The organism is Knoellia koreensis (assembly GCF_013041615.1).
GTDB classification, from domain to species: Bacteria; Actinomycetota; Actinomycetes; order Actinomycetales; family Dermatophilaceae; genus Pedococcus; species Pedococcus koreensis.
Genome location: NZ_JABEPQ010000001.1, coordinates 598,140 through 615,589, shown reverse-complemented (window position 1 = coordinate 615,589; position 17,450 = coordinate 598,140). Strand labels below are relative to the sequence as shown.

The following is a 17,450-nucleotide window of genomic DNA, read 5'->3' as shown; positions in this document are numbered from 1 at the left end:
GTTCAGCCCCACCAGAACGACGCGGCGATGACGATGTAGACGGCGATCAGTGCCGCGCCCTCGATCCAGGTCGACTCGCCGTCGAAGGTGATGAAGGCGGTGAGGATCACGGCAATCACTACCGCGACGACCAGCATGGGCGGGAACACCAGTGTCAGCGTCGCGAACCCGAAGACCTGCGACAGGATCACCAGCAACGGCGCCAGCACGAGCGCGATCTGCATGGGGCTGTTGATGACGACGGAGAAGGCGTACTCCGAACGCCCGGCCGCGGCCAGCTGCACGCCGACGACGTTCTCGATCGCGTTGCCCGCGATCGCCACGACGACGAGACCGGCGAACGCCTCGGAGATGTTCAGCGCCTCCATGGCCGGCTCGAGGGCGACGACGAACCAGTCGGAGACAAAGGCGGCTGCGATGGCCGCGAGGGCGAGCAGTCCGACAGCCAGCCACAGCGGCCACCGCGGCGCCTCTGACTCCGTCGCCTCCTGCTCCGCGCCCGACTCCCCCGCGCGCTGTTGCTTGCGCAGCGACGCCGGAAGCGTCAGGGCGAACAGCACCAGCAGCACCACAGAGACGATGATCGACAGCGTCGACTCGTGTTTCTCCGCGGGGGTATGTACGTAGAACGCCAACGACGGAACCACCATGGCAGCAACGGAAAGCACCATCAGCACGATGATGCTGCGTGCGCGCTCGGAGTCGAGCTGCTGGGTTCCGTGCTTGAGCCCGCCGACGAGGAACGCGAGCCCGAGCACCAGCAGCAGGTTCGCCAGGATCGACCCGATGAGGGCCGCCTGCACGACCGCGACAAGGCCGGCCTTGAGTGCAAACAGGGCGATGAACAGCTCTGGCAGGTTGCCGAGCGCCGACTGCAGGACGCCGGTCGCACCGGGCCCGAACCGGTCCCCCAGCTGTTCCACGGACCGGCCGACCAGCGAAGCCAGCAGGGTGACCGCGGCGGCCGAGCAGACGAAGGGGATCACCGCACCGGCACCGACGAAGTGCGTGACCGCCGCGAGGATGACGGCTACCGCTCCCCCGCCCAGGATCACCAGGTCGGACCGGACGAAGGTGCGCTCCGCAACCACAGAGTTCATGCCCGTGATCATGGCAGGGTCGTATGCCGCGGGCACGCCAGAGAGGGGCCGTGCCTCCGCCTGCCGGTCGGGCCGGGCCTGAACGCGCTACTCCCCCAGCACCTTTCGCAGGTACGCGTTTCCGAAAAGGCGGTTCGGGTCGAGCCGGTCGCGGACCGCCGCGAAGTCACCGAGCTTCGGGTAGACCCCCGCCAGCGACTCGGAGTCCTGGAAGTGCAGCTTTCCCCAGTGCGGTCGCCCCTCGAAGTCGCGCATGAGGGTGTCGAACGCCCTGAAGTACGGGACGTAGTCCTCCTTCCAGTAGCGGTGTACGGCGATGTAACCGGAGTCCCGTCCGTGCGCGGTGGACAGCCAGAGATCGTCCGCCGCAGCCGCGCGGATCTCGACCGGGAAGCTGATCCGCCAGGCGTTGCGCTCGACGAGCGTTCGCAAGGCGCGGACGGCCTCGGGCAGGGCCGCACGCGGCACGGCATACTCGCTCTCCCGGAAGCGGACGTGGCGCGGGCTGGTGAACACGGCGTGCGAGCGGTCGGTGTAGACCTTCTCCCCAAGCACGCGGGTGGCCAGCCGGTTGAGCGGCGGCGTGAATCGTGGTGCGGCGACACCGATCTCGCATACCGCCCGCAGGAGCCCGTTCTGCACGACCCGCTGGTCGAGCGTTCTGGCGACGCGCCCCGGGGGCCGGTGCGGGACGTCGATGGGCACGCGGGTGTTGGTCTTGGTCTGCACTCGCGAGGTTCCCGGGAACCAGTAGCACTCGAAGTGGTCGGCGACGGCGAACTCGTCAAAGTTCGAGAGCACGTCCTCGAGGCCGGCCGAGCTCTCGTGCGCGCGCAGGAGGAACGCCGGCACACACTGCACGGTCACGTCGACGAGGATGCCGAGGGCGCCGAGTCCCAGCGCGACCGCGGGAAGCAGGTCGGCGTTGGACTCCTCCCCCACCTCGAGAATGTCGCCGGATGCCGTGATGAGCGTGACCCCGACGACCTGTGCCGCGAGCCCGCGGAACGTCGCACCGGTCCCGTGTGTCCCCGTCGAGATCGCCCCGGCGATGGTCTGCTGGTCGATGTCGCCCATGTTCTCCAGCGCCAGCCCGAGCGGGCCCAGCAGGTCCGGCAGCTGGTGTAGGTGGGTCCCGGCGCCAAGGCGTACCCGACCGGAGCCGATGTCGGCCTCCAGCACGCCCGAAAGTCGCGAAAGATCAAGCAGCACACCGTCCGTCGCGGCGATGGCGGTGAACGAGTGGCCGGCGCCAACCGGTCGGACTGTCAACCCACGCTCTCGCGCACCGCGGACGACCTCGACCACCTCGCCCACGCTGCCGGGCTGAGCGACCTCCACGGGTTCGGCGCGCACGCTGCGTCCCCAGTTCTGCCACGTCGTCGTCACAGGAACGCCTTTCCCTCGCCGCGGTAGGTCGGCACCGAACCCACGACCGCGGCCCCACCATCGGCCGTCGACACGAGGACCAGCTCGTTGACGTGCTCGCTCAGCTCGCCAGCCTTGGTATGCCGCGCCCAGACCCGGTCTCCCACCCGCAGCCTTCGGGCCGCATCCCCTTGGAGCGGCGTCTGCACTTCGCCGGCACCTTCTCGTCCGAGGTACGAAAGTCCTTGCGGCCAAATGAATTCGGGCATCCGGCTTGCGCCCGGCGCACCGGAGGCGATCCAGCCACCGCCCAGGACGGTCACGATGTCTCCGTCGGGGCCGGTCGGCCGGCGCACCACACTGAGCGCGAACGAGGCGGCCGGAGCGGGCTGGAAGTGCTCGTACCCGTCGAACAGGTGCGGCCCGAACAGCCCCGACCCGGCGGCCACCTCCGTCACCGACCCGTCGGCATGCGTCGACTCGATCGAGCCCGTCCCGCCGCCGTTGACGAACTCCAGGTCCGCCACGCGGCGCACTGCCGCAACTGCGGCGCCACGTCGCTCCGCGAGCTCGGTCGCGGACGCCTGCTGGATGGCCCGCATCACCCGTCCCATGCCTCCACCGGCGTTGCCCCGACCGGCGATCTGCGCCTCGTACGCCATCACGCCCACGAGCCGGAATCCATCGCGGGCGCCAACGACCGTGGCCAGCCGCTGCAGCTCGTGGGCCTCGCGCACCGGTGACCGGCGCACCCCGATGTGTCCGAGGACGGGGTGCCGGTAGGCCGCGTCCAGCTCGAGGCAGACGCGCACCTCGGGCCGATTAGCAGGCGCCACAACGGAATCCATGAGGTCGAGCTGGGCCACGTCGTCCACCATGATCGTCACGCGCGACGTGAGCTCCTCCGACTGGGCGAGCGCACGTAGAGCCCCTCGGTCGGCACTGGGGTAGGCGACGACCACGTCCCGGTGACCACGATCGCCCGCGGCCAGCCACAGGGCCTCGGGCAGCGTGTAGGCCAGCACACCGGCGTACCCGGGCACGGCGAGCACCGAGTCGAGCACGCCCCGCACGCGCACCGACTTGCTCGCCACGCGGATCGGCAGCCCGTTCGCCCGCCGCAGCAGGTCATGGGTGTTCCACGCGAGCGCGTCGACCGACAGGACGCCGAACGGCGGGTCGAGGTCGGCCGTCGCCTCGGTCAGTCGTGGCCACCACGACGCCGGATCCCGCCACGGTGTCGTGGCCGGTGGGCTGGTCAGGTCGATCGGGCTGCTCACCCGCCGGATCCTGCCACGCAGCGCCCGTCCGCGGGATGGGTCAGGCGCCGACGTATGCCGCGAGGTGCTTGCCCGTGAGCGTCGCCTTCCCCTTGACGAGGTCGGCCGGTGTGCCCTCGAAGACGACCTTTCCACCGTCGTGCCCGGCGCCCGGTCCGAGGTCGATGATCCAGTCGGCGTGCGCCATGACGGCCTGGTGGTGCTCGATGACGATGACCGACTTGCCGGACTCGACGAGCCGGTCGAGCAGCCCCAGCAGCTGCTCGACGTCGGCGAGGTGCAGGCCAGTCGTCGGCTCGTCGAGCACGTAGACGTCGCCCTTCTCCGCCATCTGCGTCGCCAGCTTCAGGCGCTGCCGTTCACCACCGGAGAGCGTGGTCAGCGGCTGACCGAGCGTGAGGTACCCCAGCCCGACGTCGACCAGCCGGTCGAGGATCTTGTGCGCGGCGGTGTTCTTCGCCGCACCGGCCTCGAAGAAGTCCTCGGCCTCGGCCACCGACATGGCCAGCACCTCGGAGATGTCCTTGCCGGCCAGCTCGTACCCGAGCACCTCGGGCTTGAACCGCTTGCCCCCACACTCCTCGCACGGCGACTCCACTGTCGCCATCACGCCCAGCTCGGTGAAGATGACGCCAGCCCCGTTGCACGACGGGCACGCACCCTCGGAGTTGGACGAGAAGAGGGCCGGCTTGACGTTGTTGGCCTTGGCGAACGCCTTGCGGATCGGCTCCAGCAGCCCCGTGTACGTGGCGGGGTTGCTGCGCCGGGAGCCCTTGATCGCACCCTGGTCGATGACGACGACCTCGTCGCGCCCGGCCAGCGACCCGTGGATGAGCGAGCTCTTGCCCGAACCGGCGACACCCGTCACCACGGTGAGGACGCCGAGCGGCACGTCGACGTCCACGTTGCGCAGATTGTGGGTCGACGCCTTACGGATCTCCAGGGCCCCGGTCGACCCACGCACCGACTCCTTGAGCGACGCCCGGTGGTCCAGGTGCGCACCGGTGACGCCCTTGCTCTTGCGCAAGCCCGCGACCTCGCCCTCGAACACGATCTCGCCACCCTTGGACCCGGCGCCCGGGCCGAGGTCGACGACGTGGTCGGCGATGGCGATCGTCTCGGGCTTGTGCTCGACCACGAGGACCGTGTTTCCCTTGTCCCGCAGCTGCAGCAGCAGGTTGTTCATCTTCTCGATGTCGTGCGGGTGCAGCCCGATCGTGGGCTCGTCGAAGACGTAGGTGACGTCGGTGAGCGACGACCCGAGGTGGCGGATCATCTTGGTGCGCTGGGCCTCTCCCCCGCTCAGCGTCCCCGCCGGACGGTCCAGCGACAGGTAGCCCAGCCCGATCTCGCTGAACGAGTCGAGCAGGTGCTGCAGCCCCTTGAGCAGCGGCGCCACCGACGGCTCCTTGAGGTCCCGCACCCACTCGGCCAGGTCGGTGATCTGCATGGCGCACAGGTCGGCGATGTTCTTGCCCTTGATCTTCGAGGACCTGGCCTCGGCCGTGAGCCGGGTACCGTCGCACTCCGGGCAGGTCTGGAAGGTCACCGCCCGCTCGACGAAGCGACGCACGTGCGGCTGCATGCCCTCGGGGTCCTTGGACAGCATCGACTTCTGGATCTTGGGGATGATCCCCTCGAAGGTGAGGTTGACACCCTCGACCTTGATCTTGGTCGGCTCGGCGTAGAGCATCGTCTCGAGCTGCTTCTTGGTGAACGACTTGATCGGCTTGTCCATCGGCAGGCCGACGCCCTCGAACAGGCGGCCGTACCAGCCGTCCATCGAGTACCCCGGCACCGTCAACGCGCCGTCGCGCAGCGACTTGGTCTCGTCGTAGAGCGCCGTCAGGTCGATGTCGCTGACGTGGCCCATCCCCTCACACCGCGGGCACATCCCACCGAGATAGACGACGTTGCGCACGACCGACTTCTCCGTGCGACCGCCGGCCTTCTCGGTGCTCATCACGCCACTGGCCTTGCGGGTGGGGATGTTGAACGAGTACGCCGGCGGCGGTCCGACGTATGGCTTTCCCAAGCGGGAGAACAGGATCCGCAGCATCGCGTTCGCGTCGGTCGCGGTGCCGACGGTCGACCGCGGGTTGGCCCCCATCCGCTCCTGGTCGACGATGATCGCGGTCGTGAGCCCCTCGAGGTGGTCGACCTCGGGTCGGGCCAGGTTGGGCATGAACCCCTGGACGAACGCGCTGTAGGTCTCGTTGATCATCCGCTGCGACTCGGCCGCGATGGTCGCGAAGACCAGCGAGCTCTTGCCCGAGCCCGACACGCCGGTGAAGACCGTGAGGCGACGCTTGGGCAGCTCGACGCTGACGTCCTTGAGGTTGTTCTCGCGGGCGCCGGTCACCCGGATCATGTCGTGGCTGTCGGCCACGGAGCTCTCGGCGGCGGGCTTCGTCCTGGCGGACGGGGTCATCGTTTCTCCCTGGGTCGAGCGTGGGTATGCCGGTCAGTCAACCTGGTTGATGCGCAACAGGTTCCCGGTCGGGTCGCGGAACGCGCAGTCGCGCACTCCGTAGGGCTGGTCGGTGGGTTCCTGCACGACCTCGGCGCCCGCCGCGACCAGCTTCTCGAAGAGCCCGTCGAGGTCGTCGGTGGCGAGGGTGAGTGCGCCGTAGCTGCCCTTGGCGATCAGCTCGAGGATGGTGCGGCGCTCGTCGTCGGTGAGTCCCGGCTCGGCAGCGGGTGGGTGGAGCACGATGCCGGTCTGCGGCTGGTTCGGCGGTCCCACGGTGAGCCAGCGCATCCCGTCGTAGCCGACGTCCTGGCGCACCTCGAACCCCAGGGTGTCCCGGTAGAAGCCGAGCGTTGCCTCCGGGTCGGTCTGCGGGAGGAACGCGTAGTGAATGGTGATGTCCATGGCGGCAAACCTCGGACGCGCAGGCACCGGGCTGCTTATCGATTCCTGACCGGTCTCGTGACCGCCTTGGTGATGCACGACGGCGGCTCCGCTCCGCCCTCGGCGTGCGCGGTCCGGTACTCGCTCGGCGGCATACCCACCAGCTCGGAGAAGCGCGTCGAGAAGGTGCCCAGGGACGAGCAGCCGACCTCGAAGCAGACCTCGGTGACCGACAGGTCGCCGCGCCGCAGCAGTGCCATGGCCCGCTCGATCCGGCGGGTCATGAGGTAGCTGTAGGGCGACTCGCCGTAGACCGCCTTGAACTGCCGGCTCAGGTGCCCCGCCGACATGTGCACTCCCCGCGCGAGCGCCTCGACGTCCAGCGGCTGGGCGTACTCGCGGTCCATCCGGTCGCGCACCCGGCGCAGCCGGGTCAGCTCGGCCAGCCGAGCCGCCTGCGCGGCTGTCGCACCAGTCGTCGTCGCGCCCACGACCACGATGGTGCCACGGGTCACGTCGGACGAGGTTGCAAAGCCCAACCCCACTTAGGTTAGCCTTCCCTTGCTATGACGACGGACGCGCGCACCACCACCTCGCCGCGCCCGCTCTGGAGGACCGAGGCCCTCGCGGCCCACGGCACGGACGCCGCCCTCGTCACCCGCGACGAGCAGGTCACCTACTCCGAGCTGGCCCGGCGTGTCGACGACGTCGCGCGCGCCTGGCCGGGCCCGCGCCGCCGCCTCGTCCTCGTCGAGCTCACCCCGACGGTCGACGCGGTCGTGACCTACCTCGCGGCGCTGCAGGCGGGACACGTCGTCGTCCTGAGCGAGCCCGGCCGGGCCGCCGACATCGCCCGGGTGTGGACGCCCGACGACCACGCGCACCCGACGCCTGCGGGGTGGCGGTTGGAGCACTCATCCGACGAGGGCCGCCACGTCCTGCACCCCGACCTCGCGCTGCTCATGTCGACCTCGGGCAGCACGGGCTCCCCCAAGCTCGTGCGCCTCTCAGCCGCGTCGGTGACGACCAACGCCCACGACATCGCCGCGGCCCTCGGCCTGCGCGCCACCGACCGCGGCGTCACGGCACTGCCCCTGCACTACTGCTACGGGCTGTCGGTCCTGCACTCCCACCTCGCGGTCGGTGCGTCCGTGGTGCTCACCGACGCCTCGGTCGTCGACCCCGGCTTCTGGCCCATGCTGCGCGAGCTCTCTGTCACCAACCTCGCCGGCGTGCCCTACACCTTCGACCTGCTCGACCACAGCGCGGCATCCACCGGCAGCGTGCCGTCGCTGCGGCTCCTCACCCAGGCCGGTGGACGGCTGGCACCGGACAAGGTGCTCCAGTGGGCGCGTCGCGGCCAGGAGGAGGGCTGGGACCTGCGGGTGATGTACGGCCAGACCGAGGCGACCGCACGCATGGCCGTGAGCGCCCCCGGCCGCGCACTGACCGGCCCGGGCAGCGTCGGACTGCCCGTCGGCGACGGCTCCTTCAGCGTCGTCGACGAAGACGGCCGGGACGTGCCGGCCGGCGAGGTGGGCGCGCTGCGGTTCCACGGCCCGAGCGTGATGCTGGGGTATGCCGCGGAGCCGGCGGACCTCGCCCGTGGCCGTGACGTGACGACGCTCGACACCGGCGACCTTGGGCGCGTCAGCCACGACGGCTCGCTCGAGGTGGTGGGCCGGCGCGCGTCGTTCGTGAAGGTGATGGGCGTGCGCATCGACGTGCAGCGGGTCGAGGCCGCCCTGTCGGCGCGTGGCTGGGAAGCCGTCGTGGCGGCGCAGGGCGACCGGCTCGGGGCCGTGGTGTGCGGAGGGGACACCACGGCAGCCGAGACCGTCGCGCTGGCGAGCGGCCTGCCCGAACATGTCGTCGACGTGCTGCCGGTGGAACGGATTCCCCGGCACAGCAACGGAAAGCCGGACCGCCCTGCGGCGGTCGCACTGCTCGACGAGGCGGCGCAAAGGGCGACCAACAGCACGCCACAGGGCAGGACCGCGACGGACCTCGTGGTCCTGTACGCCGACGTCCTTGCGCGCCCCGACACCACCGAGGATTCCACCTTCGTCGGCCTCGGCGGCGACTCCCTGTCCTACGTCGAGCTCTCGGTGCGCCTCGAGGACCGCCTCGGGACGCTGCCCGACGACTGGCCGCGGCGCACGATCGGTGAGCTGGCGGCATACCGCGCCGACGACACCACGACGCCCACGGTGGGCCAGCGTTGGGTCGCCCGCATCGACAGCACCCTCGTCCTGCGGGCGGCCGCGGTGCTCACGATCGTCGGCACCCACGTCCACCTCTTCCGCATCCTCGGTGGAGCGCACATCCTGCTCGGCGTCGCGGGCTACAACTTCGCCCGCTTCGCCGCGAGCGCGCCGACCGCGACCGGCCTGTGGCAGCGCGTCGGACGCACCATCGGCCGGATCGCCGTGCCGACCGCCCTCTGGGTCATCGCCGTGGGGCTGGTCAACGGCTCCTACTCCGCCGCCAACGCGCTCCTGCTCAACTGGGTGTTCGGCCCCGACCACTGGACCTCCACCTGGCGGCTGTGGTTCATCGAGGCCCTCGTCTGGGTGCTGGTCGCGCTGGCGGGCGTGCTGTCCGTACCGGCCGTCCGCCGCTGGTACCACGCAAGGCCGTTCGCCGTGGCGGCCACGGTCGCCGCCGTGACGGCGTTCGCCCGGCTCGACGTCTTCGACCTCACCTCGCCGCCGGGACGCGGAACAGCGCCCGCGGTGCTGTGGCTCGTCGCGATCGGCTGGGCTGCCGCGGTCGCCACCCGGCGCCGTGACCGGCTCGTGCTGAGCGCCATCGTCCTCGCGTCGCTGCCGGGCTTCATGGACAACCCCGTCCGCGAGGCCACCATCGCCGCAGGCCTGCTCACCATCATCTGGGTCCGCACCATCCCCGTGCCGCGGCTGCTCGTGCCCGCCGTCTCGGTCCTCGCGAGCGCGTCGTTGTACGTGTACCTGACGCACTTCGAGGTCTACCGCCTGACCGGCTCGTCGTGGGTCAACCTCGCGACGTCGCTCGGTCTGGGGATCCTGGTCTGGCTCGTCTGCAGCCGCGGGCCACGCCTGCTGCGCCGCCGGCTCGGCACGACCACCAAGGCGACCACCAGGGCGCGCACGCGGCATACCCCTGCTCCCCCAGCTGTCCACCCACCCATTCCACGATCACTGACCGAGGTGTCCTGATGCGCGTCCGCATCCTCCCTGCCGCCGGCGCGGCACTCGCCCTCCTGCTGACCGCCGCCTGCGGCTCCGGCAGCGGCGAGCCCAAGCTCGACCCCAACAAGCTCACCATCTACAGCGCCCAGCACGAGAACCTCACCAAGCCGTGGGTCGAGGGCTTCACCAAGGACACCGGCATCCAGGTGCAGGTCCGCCAGGGCAAGGACTCCTCGATGGGCAACCAGATCGTCCAGGAGGGGAAGCGGTCGCCGGCCGACGTGTTCCTGACGGAGAACAGCCCCGCGATCACGGTCGTGCAGAACGCCGGGCTGCTCGCCAAGGTCGACCAGAGCACGCTGGACCAGGTGCAGCCGCAGTTCCGGCCGAGCACCGGTGACTGGGTCGGCATCGGGGCCCGCTCGACGGTGCTCGTCTACAACCCCAGCAAGATCAGCGAGGCCGACCTGCCGAAGTCGATGCTCGACCTGGCCAAGCCCGAGTACGCCGGCAAGTGGGGTGCCGCCCTGACGGGCGCCGACTTCCAGGCGATCGTGGCCGGCATGCTGGAGGCCAAGGGTGAGAAGGTCACCGCCGACTGGCTGGCCGCGCTGAAGAAGAACTCGAAGGCCTACCAGAACAACATCGCCACGATGAAGGCCGTCAACGCCGGCGAGGTCCCGATGGGGATCATGTACCACTACTACTGGTACCGCGACCAGGCCCTCACCAAGGAGGGCAGCGGCAACACCAAGCTGCACTACTTCAAGAACCAGGACGTGGGTGCGTTCGTGAGCGTGAGCGGCGGCGGGGTGCTCAAGTCGAGCAAGCGCGCGGCCGACGCCCAGAAGTTCCTCGCCTGGATCACCAGCCCCAAGGGCCAGAAGGTGCTGGCCGAGTCCAAGTCGATGGAGTATGCCGTGGGCGTGGACTCCCCGTCCGACCCCGCGCTGCCACCGCTGGACTCCCTGCAGGCGCCCAAGGTCGACCCGTTCACCCTCGACGGTCCCAAGGTGATCGACCTGATGACCAAGGCAGGCATCCTCTGAGTCGGCGCCACCCCGGCGCCCGCCCGCCCGGGCGCCTCGTCCCCCTCCCGCTCGTCGTCGCGGCCACCCTGGTCACGGCGCTGACGCTGCTGCCCGTGGGCGTCGTCCTGGTGACGGCCCTCGGCGACGGGTGGGCGTCGGCGTACGACCAGGTGATGCGCCCGCGCGTCGGCGAGCTGCTGCGCAACACGCTCGCGCTCGTCGCCGTGGCCACGACGACCAGCGTCGTCGTGGGCGTGACCTGCGCGTGGCTGGTCGAGCGGACCCGGCTGCCGGGGGCGCGCTGGTGGCGGATCGCGTTCGTCGCGCCGCTCGCCGTGCCGGCGTTCGTCAATGCCTACGCGTGGATCAGCCTGCGCCCGTCGATGACGGGGCTGTTCGGGGCGAGCCTGGTGACGACCTTGTCCTACTTCCCGTTCGTGTTCCTGCCGGTGTCGGCGGCGCTGCGGGGGCTGGACCGGTCGTGGGAGGACACGGCGCGCTCGTTGGGTCACGGACCGTGGCGCACGTTCGCCCGGGTCGTCGCGCCGCAGCTGCGGCCGGCCATCCTCGGTGGTGCGCTGCTCGTCGCGCTGCACCTGTTCGCCGAGTTCGGCGTGCTGGCGATGGTGCGGTTCCCGACGTTCACGACCGCGATCCTCGACCAGTACGAGGCGGCCTTCGACACCGCCGGTGGCAGCGTCCTGGCGAGCCTGCTGCTCGCGCTGTGCGCACTCGTCCTGGTCGGTGAGCACCGGTGGCGGGGACGGCGGCACCACGCCCGCGTCGGCGCCGGCGTCACGCGTCGCGCGCTGCCGGCGCCGCTCGGGCCGTGGCTGGTCCCGGCCCTGGTCGGCACCTCGCTGCTGACGCTGCTGGCGCTGGGCGTGCCGGCCTACAGCATCACCCGCTGGCTCGTCGCCGGCAGCGGCTCGGTCGACATCGGCGCGCTGCTGGCCTCCCTGGGGTCGACCGTCCTGCTCGCGCTTGTCGCCGGTGCGCTGGCGGTCCTCGCCGCGTTCCCCATCGCACTGGTGCTGAGGCGCAGCCACGGCCCAGGCGGGGTGCTCCTCGAGCGGCTGACCTACCTCGCCAGCGGCCTGCCCGGTGTCGTGGTGGCGCTGGCCCTGGTCACCGTGGCGATCCGGTGGGCGCCGCCGCTCTACCAGGGCCCGGTCCTGCTGGTGCTGGCCTACCTCGTCCTCTTCCTGCCGCGGGCGGTGGTCACGACGCGTGCCGCCCTCGCGCTCGCGCCGATGACGTTGCTCGACGCGGCCCGGGCCCTCGGTGACGGACCGGTGCGTGCCCTGCGTCGCGTGGTGGTGCCGCTCGTGCTTCCCGGCGTCCTCGCCGGGTTCGCCATGGTCGCGATCGCGACCTCTACCGAGCTGACCGCCACGTTGCTCCTCGCGCCGACCGGCACGACCACGCTCGCGACCGGTTTCTGGGCCGCGAGCGACTCGCTCGACTACGGCACCGCTGCCCCGTATGCCGTGGTGCTGGTGGTGTTGTCGGCCCCCCTCACGTGGTTGCTCCTGCGGGAGTGGAAGGCTGAGACCTCGTGAGTGGTCTCGAGGTACGCGGTGTCACCGCGAGGTATGGCGACAACGTCGTCCTGCGCGACGTCGACCTCGACGTCGCACCCGGCACCACCACGGCCATCCTCGGGCCGTCGGGGTGCGGCAAGACCACCCTGCTGCGCGTGGTGGCGGGGTTCCACCGCCCGGACGACGGTCGCGTCGCCTTCGACGGGCGCCCCGTCGTCGCCCCCGGTGCCTGGACGCCGCCGGAGAAGCGCGGCATCGGCTACCTCGCCCAGGAGGGCAACCTCTTCCCCCACCTGTCCGTCGGCGAGAACATCGCCTTCGGCCTGCCCGGCGGCATGCGCCGCTCCCCCGGCCGTGTCGAGGAGCTGCTCGAGCTCGTCGGGCTGCCTGCGGACTTCCGCGAGCGCCGGCCCGACCAGCTCTCCGGCGGCCAGCAACAGCGCGTCGCCCTGGCCCGGTCGCTCGCGCCGGAGCCCAAGGTGATGCTGCTCGACGAGCCGTTCAGCGCGCTCGACGCCGCCCTGCGCTCCAGCACGCGTCGGGCCGTGGCGGACGCGCTCGCCGCCCAGGACGTGACGGTCCTGCTCGTCACCCACGACCAGGGCGAGGCCCTGTCCTTCGCCGACCAGCTCGCCATCATGCGCAGCGGCAACATCGTCCAGGTGGGGCCGCCGCGGGAGGTCTACGAGCACCCGGTCGACCGCGACACCGCCAGCTTCCTCGGCGACCTCGTCGTGGTGCCGGGTGTGGCCGACGGACGCGTGGTGCGCTCCCCCCTCGGCACGCTCCCCCAGGTCGACCCGAAGCCGCACGGACCCGTGCAGGTGGCCGTGCGTCCCGAGCAGCTCGCCCTCACACCGGTCACGGACGACCAGGCCTCCGGTGCCGGACGCATCCCGGCCGTGGTCCGCTCGACGGAGTACTTCGGCCACGACGTGCTCGTCGAGCTCGAGCTCCCGGCGGATCCGAGTGGCCGCGTGACGGCGACCGTCCTGGCCCGGGTGCCCGGCGACGGCAGCCCCGGCCCCGGTGACCAGGTCGAGGTGTCGGTGCGTGGTGACGCACGGCTCTTCCCGGCCGCCTCCGGCGAGGAACCCGAGCGGGCCTAGCGCACGCCCTCCATCAGGCGTGAGATCGGCTTGGTGAGCGCCAGCATCACGATGCCGACCACGATGGCGACCCCGCCGACCCAGAGGAAGAACGGGCCCTCGTCGCTCGGGTCGTAGTAGCCGGCGAGCTTGCCCGCCATCGCCGTCCCCAGCGCCACCGACAGGAAGAACAGGGCGACCATCTGGGTGGTGAACCGGGCCGGCGCCAGCTTGGTGGCCAGCGACAGGCCGACCGGTGACAGCAGCAGCTCGGCGATGGTGAAGACGAGCAGGATCAGCACCAGGCCCAGCAAGGGTACCGAGTGGTCGCCGGCCGGCATGAGCAGGAAGACGAGGAAGGCCACACCCATCAGCAGGGTGCCGAGACCGAACTTGACGGGTGTCGACGGCTGGCGGTCGCCCAGCCGGGTCCACAGCGCCGCGAACACCCCGGCCAGCACGATGATGAAGACCGGGTTGATCGAGTTGACCCAGGACACCGGCATCTCCCAGCCGAAGAGGTTCCGGTCGAGCCGCTTGTCCGAGTAGATCGTCACGACGGTGAACTGCTGCTGGTAGAGCGACCAGAAGACCGCGCTCGCGAGGAACATCGGGATGAACGCCAGCACCCGGTGCCGCTCGATGGGGCTCAGGTCGCGGCTGGACAGGATGACGACGAAGTAGACCACCGCCGCGATCGCGCTGAGGGCGATGACGATGGTGGAGAGCCGGCCGGCCGTGATGACACCCGTGAGCGCCAGCACGAGCACGAGCACGAGCGCTGCGACCCCGGCCAGGAGGTAGCGGCCGCGGGCACTCGCGGGGAGCGGGTTGGCGACGTGGTTGGTCTCGGCGGGCAGCCGCTTGCGACCGAGGGCGTACTGGACCAGCCCGGCCGCCATGCCGACCGCAGCCAGCCCGAAGCCGAAGTGGAAGCCCCACTCCTTCTGCAGCAGCCCGGTGAGCAGCGGTCCGAAGAACGCGCCGATGTTGATGCCCATGTAGAACAGCGAGAAGCCCGCATCACGCCGCTCGTCGTGCTCGTCGTACAACGAACCCACGAGCGAGGTCGCGTTGGCCTTGACGCCACCGCTGCCGAGGGCGATGAGGACGAGCCCCACGCCCACGCCGAGCAGTCCCGGCAGGACCGCGAGCGCGATGTGGCCGAGCATGACCAGGACGGCGCTGTAGAACAGCGTGCGCTCCGGACCGATCAGCCGGTCGGCGACCCAGGCGCCGAGGATCGTCGACAGGTAGACGGCACCGCCGTAGGCGCCGACGATGCCGGTGGCGACGCCCTCGTCGATCCCGAGCCCACCGCGCGCGGCCGAGTAGTACAGGTAGATCAGCAGGATGCCCTGCATGCCGTAGAAGCTGAACCGCTCCCACAGCTCGACGCCGAACAGGTTGGCCAGCACCCGGGGCTGCCCGAAGAAGCCGGTGTCGGTGGAGGTGCCGTCGGTGCGGGAGGAAGTGCTCACCCAGCGACCATGCCACTGTCCCGGGAACCGGGGCAAAACGGCCCCGTCATCGGTGCGACGTGCGCGGTGGACGCCGTCAACCCGCCGTGTCGGTCAGGGCCCGGCGCCGCAGCCGGCGCAGGCTCAATGCCTCCACCTCGTACCTGCTGACCGCCGCCGACCCGGCCCGGAAGAAGCGCCGCCGCAAGGCCCCCGACACCTCCACCAGGTCGCCGTCGCCCAGGGTGCCCGCCGCCCGCCGGGTCCGGGCCGACCAGCACGCCACGTCGATGGTGTCGACACTCGCCCCGCCCTCGCGCGGCCTCGCCCGCGGGACCACGAGCCGCAACCCGGCGACCGTGTCGCCACTGGGCAGCTCGCGGACGGTGACCTCGCCGCTGAACCGTCCCACCAGCCGTACCTCGTTGACCCACTCATCCGTCTCGTCCATGCCCCCGAGCCTGACTCGGCGGGCACCCGCAGCAACAGCCCGTCCGTCCTGCCTGTGGACAGGACCGTCCTGCGCGGCCCCCTGTGGACGAACCGCTGGCAGACTCTGGCACCGTGACGACCGCCGAGAGCAACGACACCGTGCTCGCCCCCATCAGCGACGCCGACGTCGAGGCCGTCCTGCGCCTCAACGCCGACCATGTGGAGCTGCTGTCCCCCATGGACGCCGACCGGCTCGGGCAGTTGCGCGGGTGGGCGACGCGGGCCGACGTCATCCGCTGCGACGGCGAGGTCGCCGGGTTCGTCCTCGTCTTCGGGCCCGGCACCGACTACGACTCGGCCAACTACCGCTGGTTCGCCCAGAGGTATGCCGGGGACTTCCACTACCTGGACCGCATCGTCATCGACGACCGGTTCCGCCGCCGCGGCCTCGCCTCCGCCGTGTACCACGCGGTCGAGCGCGACGCCGCCGAGGCGGGGCGGCTCACCCTGGAGGTCAACTCCGACCCGCCCAACGCGCCGTCGCTGGCTTTCCACCGGGCCCGCGGCTACCAGCCCGTCGGGGAGCTCGGCGAGCCCGGCCACCGGGTCGTCCTCCTGGTCAAGGAGACCGGTCCGAACGTCTGAGGCTCCGTCATCAGGGGGAGACGGGCGTGACCTGGGCGGGTTAGTGTTCGTTGGGTTGAGTAGGGCGCCCCGGGGACGGGCGACGGACGAGGACGTGGACGTGGGTTGGGTCGGGGCCAGGACGGCAGCGGGCATAGCGACGGCGGTTGCGCTGAGCGCACTCGGCGCCACCACGGCATACGCCGCAAACACCACCCCGCCGACGCCCCCGGCGACCACCGGCACCACCACGGCCACCCAGCCCGGGCCGGGCACCTCTCCGGATGCCACGGCGACGCCCGGCGCGGCCGGTGAGAAGACGCTCAGCCCCACCGAGCTCGCCGACCAGATCGCCCAGGCCAAGGCCCTCACCGACGACCTCACCGAGTCCAACGCGGGCATCGCCGCGGCCGCCGGCAAGCTGCAACGGCTCGCGATCCAGGCTAACACGCTGCTCCAGGAGTACGCCGAGGCCAGGGACGCCGAGCGGACCGCCCGCGACGAGGCCAACCAGGCCGTCGCGGTCTACCGGCAGCTCAGCTCCCAGATGGGCAAGGACCGCAAGGCGCTCGGACAGTGGGCCTACCTCGCCTACGCCGGTACCGGCGGCACGATCAGCGACTTGGGCTCGATGATCGAGACCCTCGGCAAGCCGGCCGCGGAGGCCACCGACCTCGCCGGCCAGCTCTCCTACCTCAGCAACCAGCGCAGCGGCGCGTTCGAACGCGTCCAGAACCAGACCGAGCTCCAGAAGGCCGTCGCCGCCAAGGCGGTCGACGCGAGCACCCGGGCCACCGAGGCGGCCAAGGCCGCCAAGGAGGCCAAGGAGAAGCTCGACACCGTGATCGCCGAGCAGAAGACCCAGCTCGAGGCCACCCGCAAACTGCACGCCGAGCAGGTAAGCAAGGCCGGCCCGATCGCCGGGCTGCTGCTCGGCAGCGAGGACGAGGACGCCCGCAAGGTCACCGAGAAGCTGCGCGCAGCCCTCGTCGTGCCCGGTGTCGCGGCTGACGGCTCGGTCAAGGCCTGCAGCACCAACGACGCCGAGTACCCGAACGGCCAGATCCCCGCCGCCGGCCTGTGCCCGCTTGTCGGCTCCCCCGGCGACAGCCTGCGCCCGGCCGCGGCGGCCGCGTTCAACGCGATGAGCCTGGCCTACCGCAAGGACACCGGCCAGACCCTGTGCATCACCGACTCCTACCGCTCCTACGCCGAGCAGATCACCGTCAAGGCGGCCAAGGGCAAGTGGGCGGCCACGCCGGGTTACAGCGAGCACGGCTTCGGCCGCGCCGTCGACCTGTGCGGTGGCGTCGAGAACTTCGGCGCCCCGGCCCACCTCTGGATGAAGCAGAACGCGCCGCTCTACGGCTGGTTCCACCCGGCGTGGGCCGAGCCGAACGGGTCGCTGCCCGAGCCGTGGCACTGGGAGTATGCCGGGTAGTCACCCGGGTTCCCCGACTCGCCGCCCGCGTTTGGGTACGAATGCCCATCCGCTGCGC

At 71.0% G+C, this 17,450-nt stretch carries 14 protein-coding genes; 6 read left to right on the top strand and 8 right to left on the bottom strand.

Going from position 1 to position 17,450, the window contains the following annotated elements; all coding sequences use genetic code 11:
- Nucleotides 1-2: 2 nt before the first annotated feature.
- The 6 genes from cax to HJG52_RS03030 all read right to left on the bottom strand — a co-directional run bounded on the left by cax (nt 3) and on the right by HJG52_RS03030 (nt 7,117).
- Nucleotides 3-1,100 (bottom strand): calcium/proton exchanger, encoded by a 1,098-nt coding sequence (gene cax, locus HJG52_RS03055; protein ID WP_171242064.1) that lies wholly within the window; start codon nt 1,098-1,100, stop codon nt 3-5.
- 87 nt (nt 1,101-1,187) lie between these two features.
- Entirely contained in the window at nt 1,188-2,489 is a 1,302-nt protein-coding gene (locus HJG52_RS03050; protein WP_171242063.1) for a D-arabinono-1,4-lactone oxidase, read from the bottom strand.
- A complete protein-coding gene (locus HJG52_RS03045) occupies nt 2,486-3,748 on the bottom strand; it encodes a type III PLP-dependent enzyme domain-containing protein (RefSeq protein WP_346767538.1) in 1,263 nt (420 codons plus the stop codon). Before HJG52_RS03045 ends, HJG52_RS03050 begins: the two co-directional genes overlap by 4 nt.
- Nucleotides 3,749-3,788: 40 nt before the next feature.
- A complete protein-coding gene (locus HJG52_RS03040) occupies nt 3,789-6,179 on the bottom strand; it encodes an ATP-binding cassette domain-containing protein (RefSeq protein WP_171242062.1) in 2,391 nt (796 codons plus the stop codon).
- A 33-nt stretch (nt 6,180-6,212) separates the two neighbouring features.
- Nucleotides 6,213-6,623: a VOC family protein gene (locus HJG52_RS03035; protein WP_171242061.1), complete on the bottom strand. Its 411-nt coding sequence runs from the start codon at nt 6,621-6,623 to the stop codon at nt 6,213-6,215.
- 35 nt (nt 6,624-6,658) lie between these two features.
- Complete coding sequence (locus tag HJG52_RS03030) at nt 6,659-7,117, bottom strand: helix-turn-helix transcriptional regulator (protein ID WP_430413320.1); 459 nt, start codon at nt 7,115-7,117, stop codon at nt 6,659-6,661.
- Between the two features lie 51 nt (nt 7,118-7,168).
- Here HJG52_RS03030 and HJG52_RS03025 point away from each other — a divergent pair, with 51 nt between their 5' ends.
- The 4 genes from HJG52_RS03025 (at nt 7,169) to HJG52_RS03010 (ending at nt 13,456) form a co-directional block, all read left to right on the top strand.
- Nucleotides 7,169-9,799: an AMP-binding protein gene (locus HJG52_RS03025; RefSeq protein ID WP_171242060.1), complete on the top strand. Its 2,631-nt coding sequence runs from the start codon at nt 7,169-7,171 to the stop codon at nt 9,797-9,799.
- Nucleotides 9,799-10,821, top strand: coding sequence for an iron ABC transporter substrate-binding protein (locus HJG52_RS03020; RefSeq protein ID WP_171242059.1), 1,023 nt, complete (start codon nt 9,799-9,801; stop codon nt 10,819-10,821). The genes HJG52_RS03025 and HJG52_RS03020 overlap by 1 nt, the downstream gene beginning before the upstream one ends.
- A 95-nt stretch (nt 10,822-10,916) precedes the next feature.
- Nucleotides 10,917-12,365, top strand: coding sequence for an ABC transporter permease (locus HJG52_RS03015; RefSeq protein ID WP_346767537.1), 1,449 nt, complete (start codon nt 10,917-10,919; stop codon nt 12,363-12,365).
- Entirely contained in the window at nt 12,362-13,456 is a 1,095-nt protein-coding gene (locus tag HJG52_RS03010; protein ID WP_171242058.1) for an ATP-binding cassette domain-containing protein, read from the top strand. Before HJG52_RS03015 ends, HJG52_RS03010 begins: the two co-directional genes overlap by 4 nt.
- On the opposite strand, the gene HJG52_RS03005 is transcribed toward HJG52_RS03010, so the two are convergent.
- Complete coding sequence (locus HJG52_RS03005) at nt 13,453-14,916, bottom strand: oligopeptide:H+ symporter (protein WP_171242057.1); 1,464 nt, start codon at nt 14,914-14,916, stop codon at nt 13,453-13,455. The genes HJG52_RS03010 and HJG52_RS03005 overlap by 4 nt on opposite strands.
- A gap of 76 nt (nt 14,917-14,992) precedes the next feature.
- Complete coding sequence (locus HJG52_RS03000; protein WP_171242056.1) at nt 14,993-15,346, bottom strand: single-stranded DNA-binding protein; 354 nt, start codon at nt 15,344-15,346, stop codon at nt 14,993-14,995.
- A gap of 113 nt (nt 15,347-15,459) precedes the next feature.
- Here HJG52_RS03000 and HJG52_RS02995 point away from each other — a divergent pair, with 113 nt between their 5' ends.
- Both HJG52_RS02995 and HJG52_RS21520 read left to right on the top strand, forming a co-directional pair.
- On the top strand, nt 15,460-15,972 hold the full coding sequence (locus HJG52_RS02995; RefSeq protein ID WP_206069858.1) for a GNAT family N-acetyltransferase: 513 nt from the start codon (nt 15,460-15,462) through the stop codon (nt 15,970-15,972).
- 100 nt (nt 15,973-16,072) lie between these two features.
- On the top strand, nt 16,073-17,392 hold the full coding sequence (locus HJG52_RS21520) for a D-alanyl-D-alanine carboxypeptidase family protein (protein WP_171242055.1): 1,320 nt from the start codon (nt 16,073-16,075) through the stop codon (nt 17,390-17,392).
- Nucleotides 17,393-17,450: the final 58 nt, after the last annotated feature.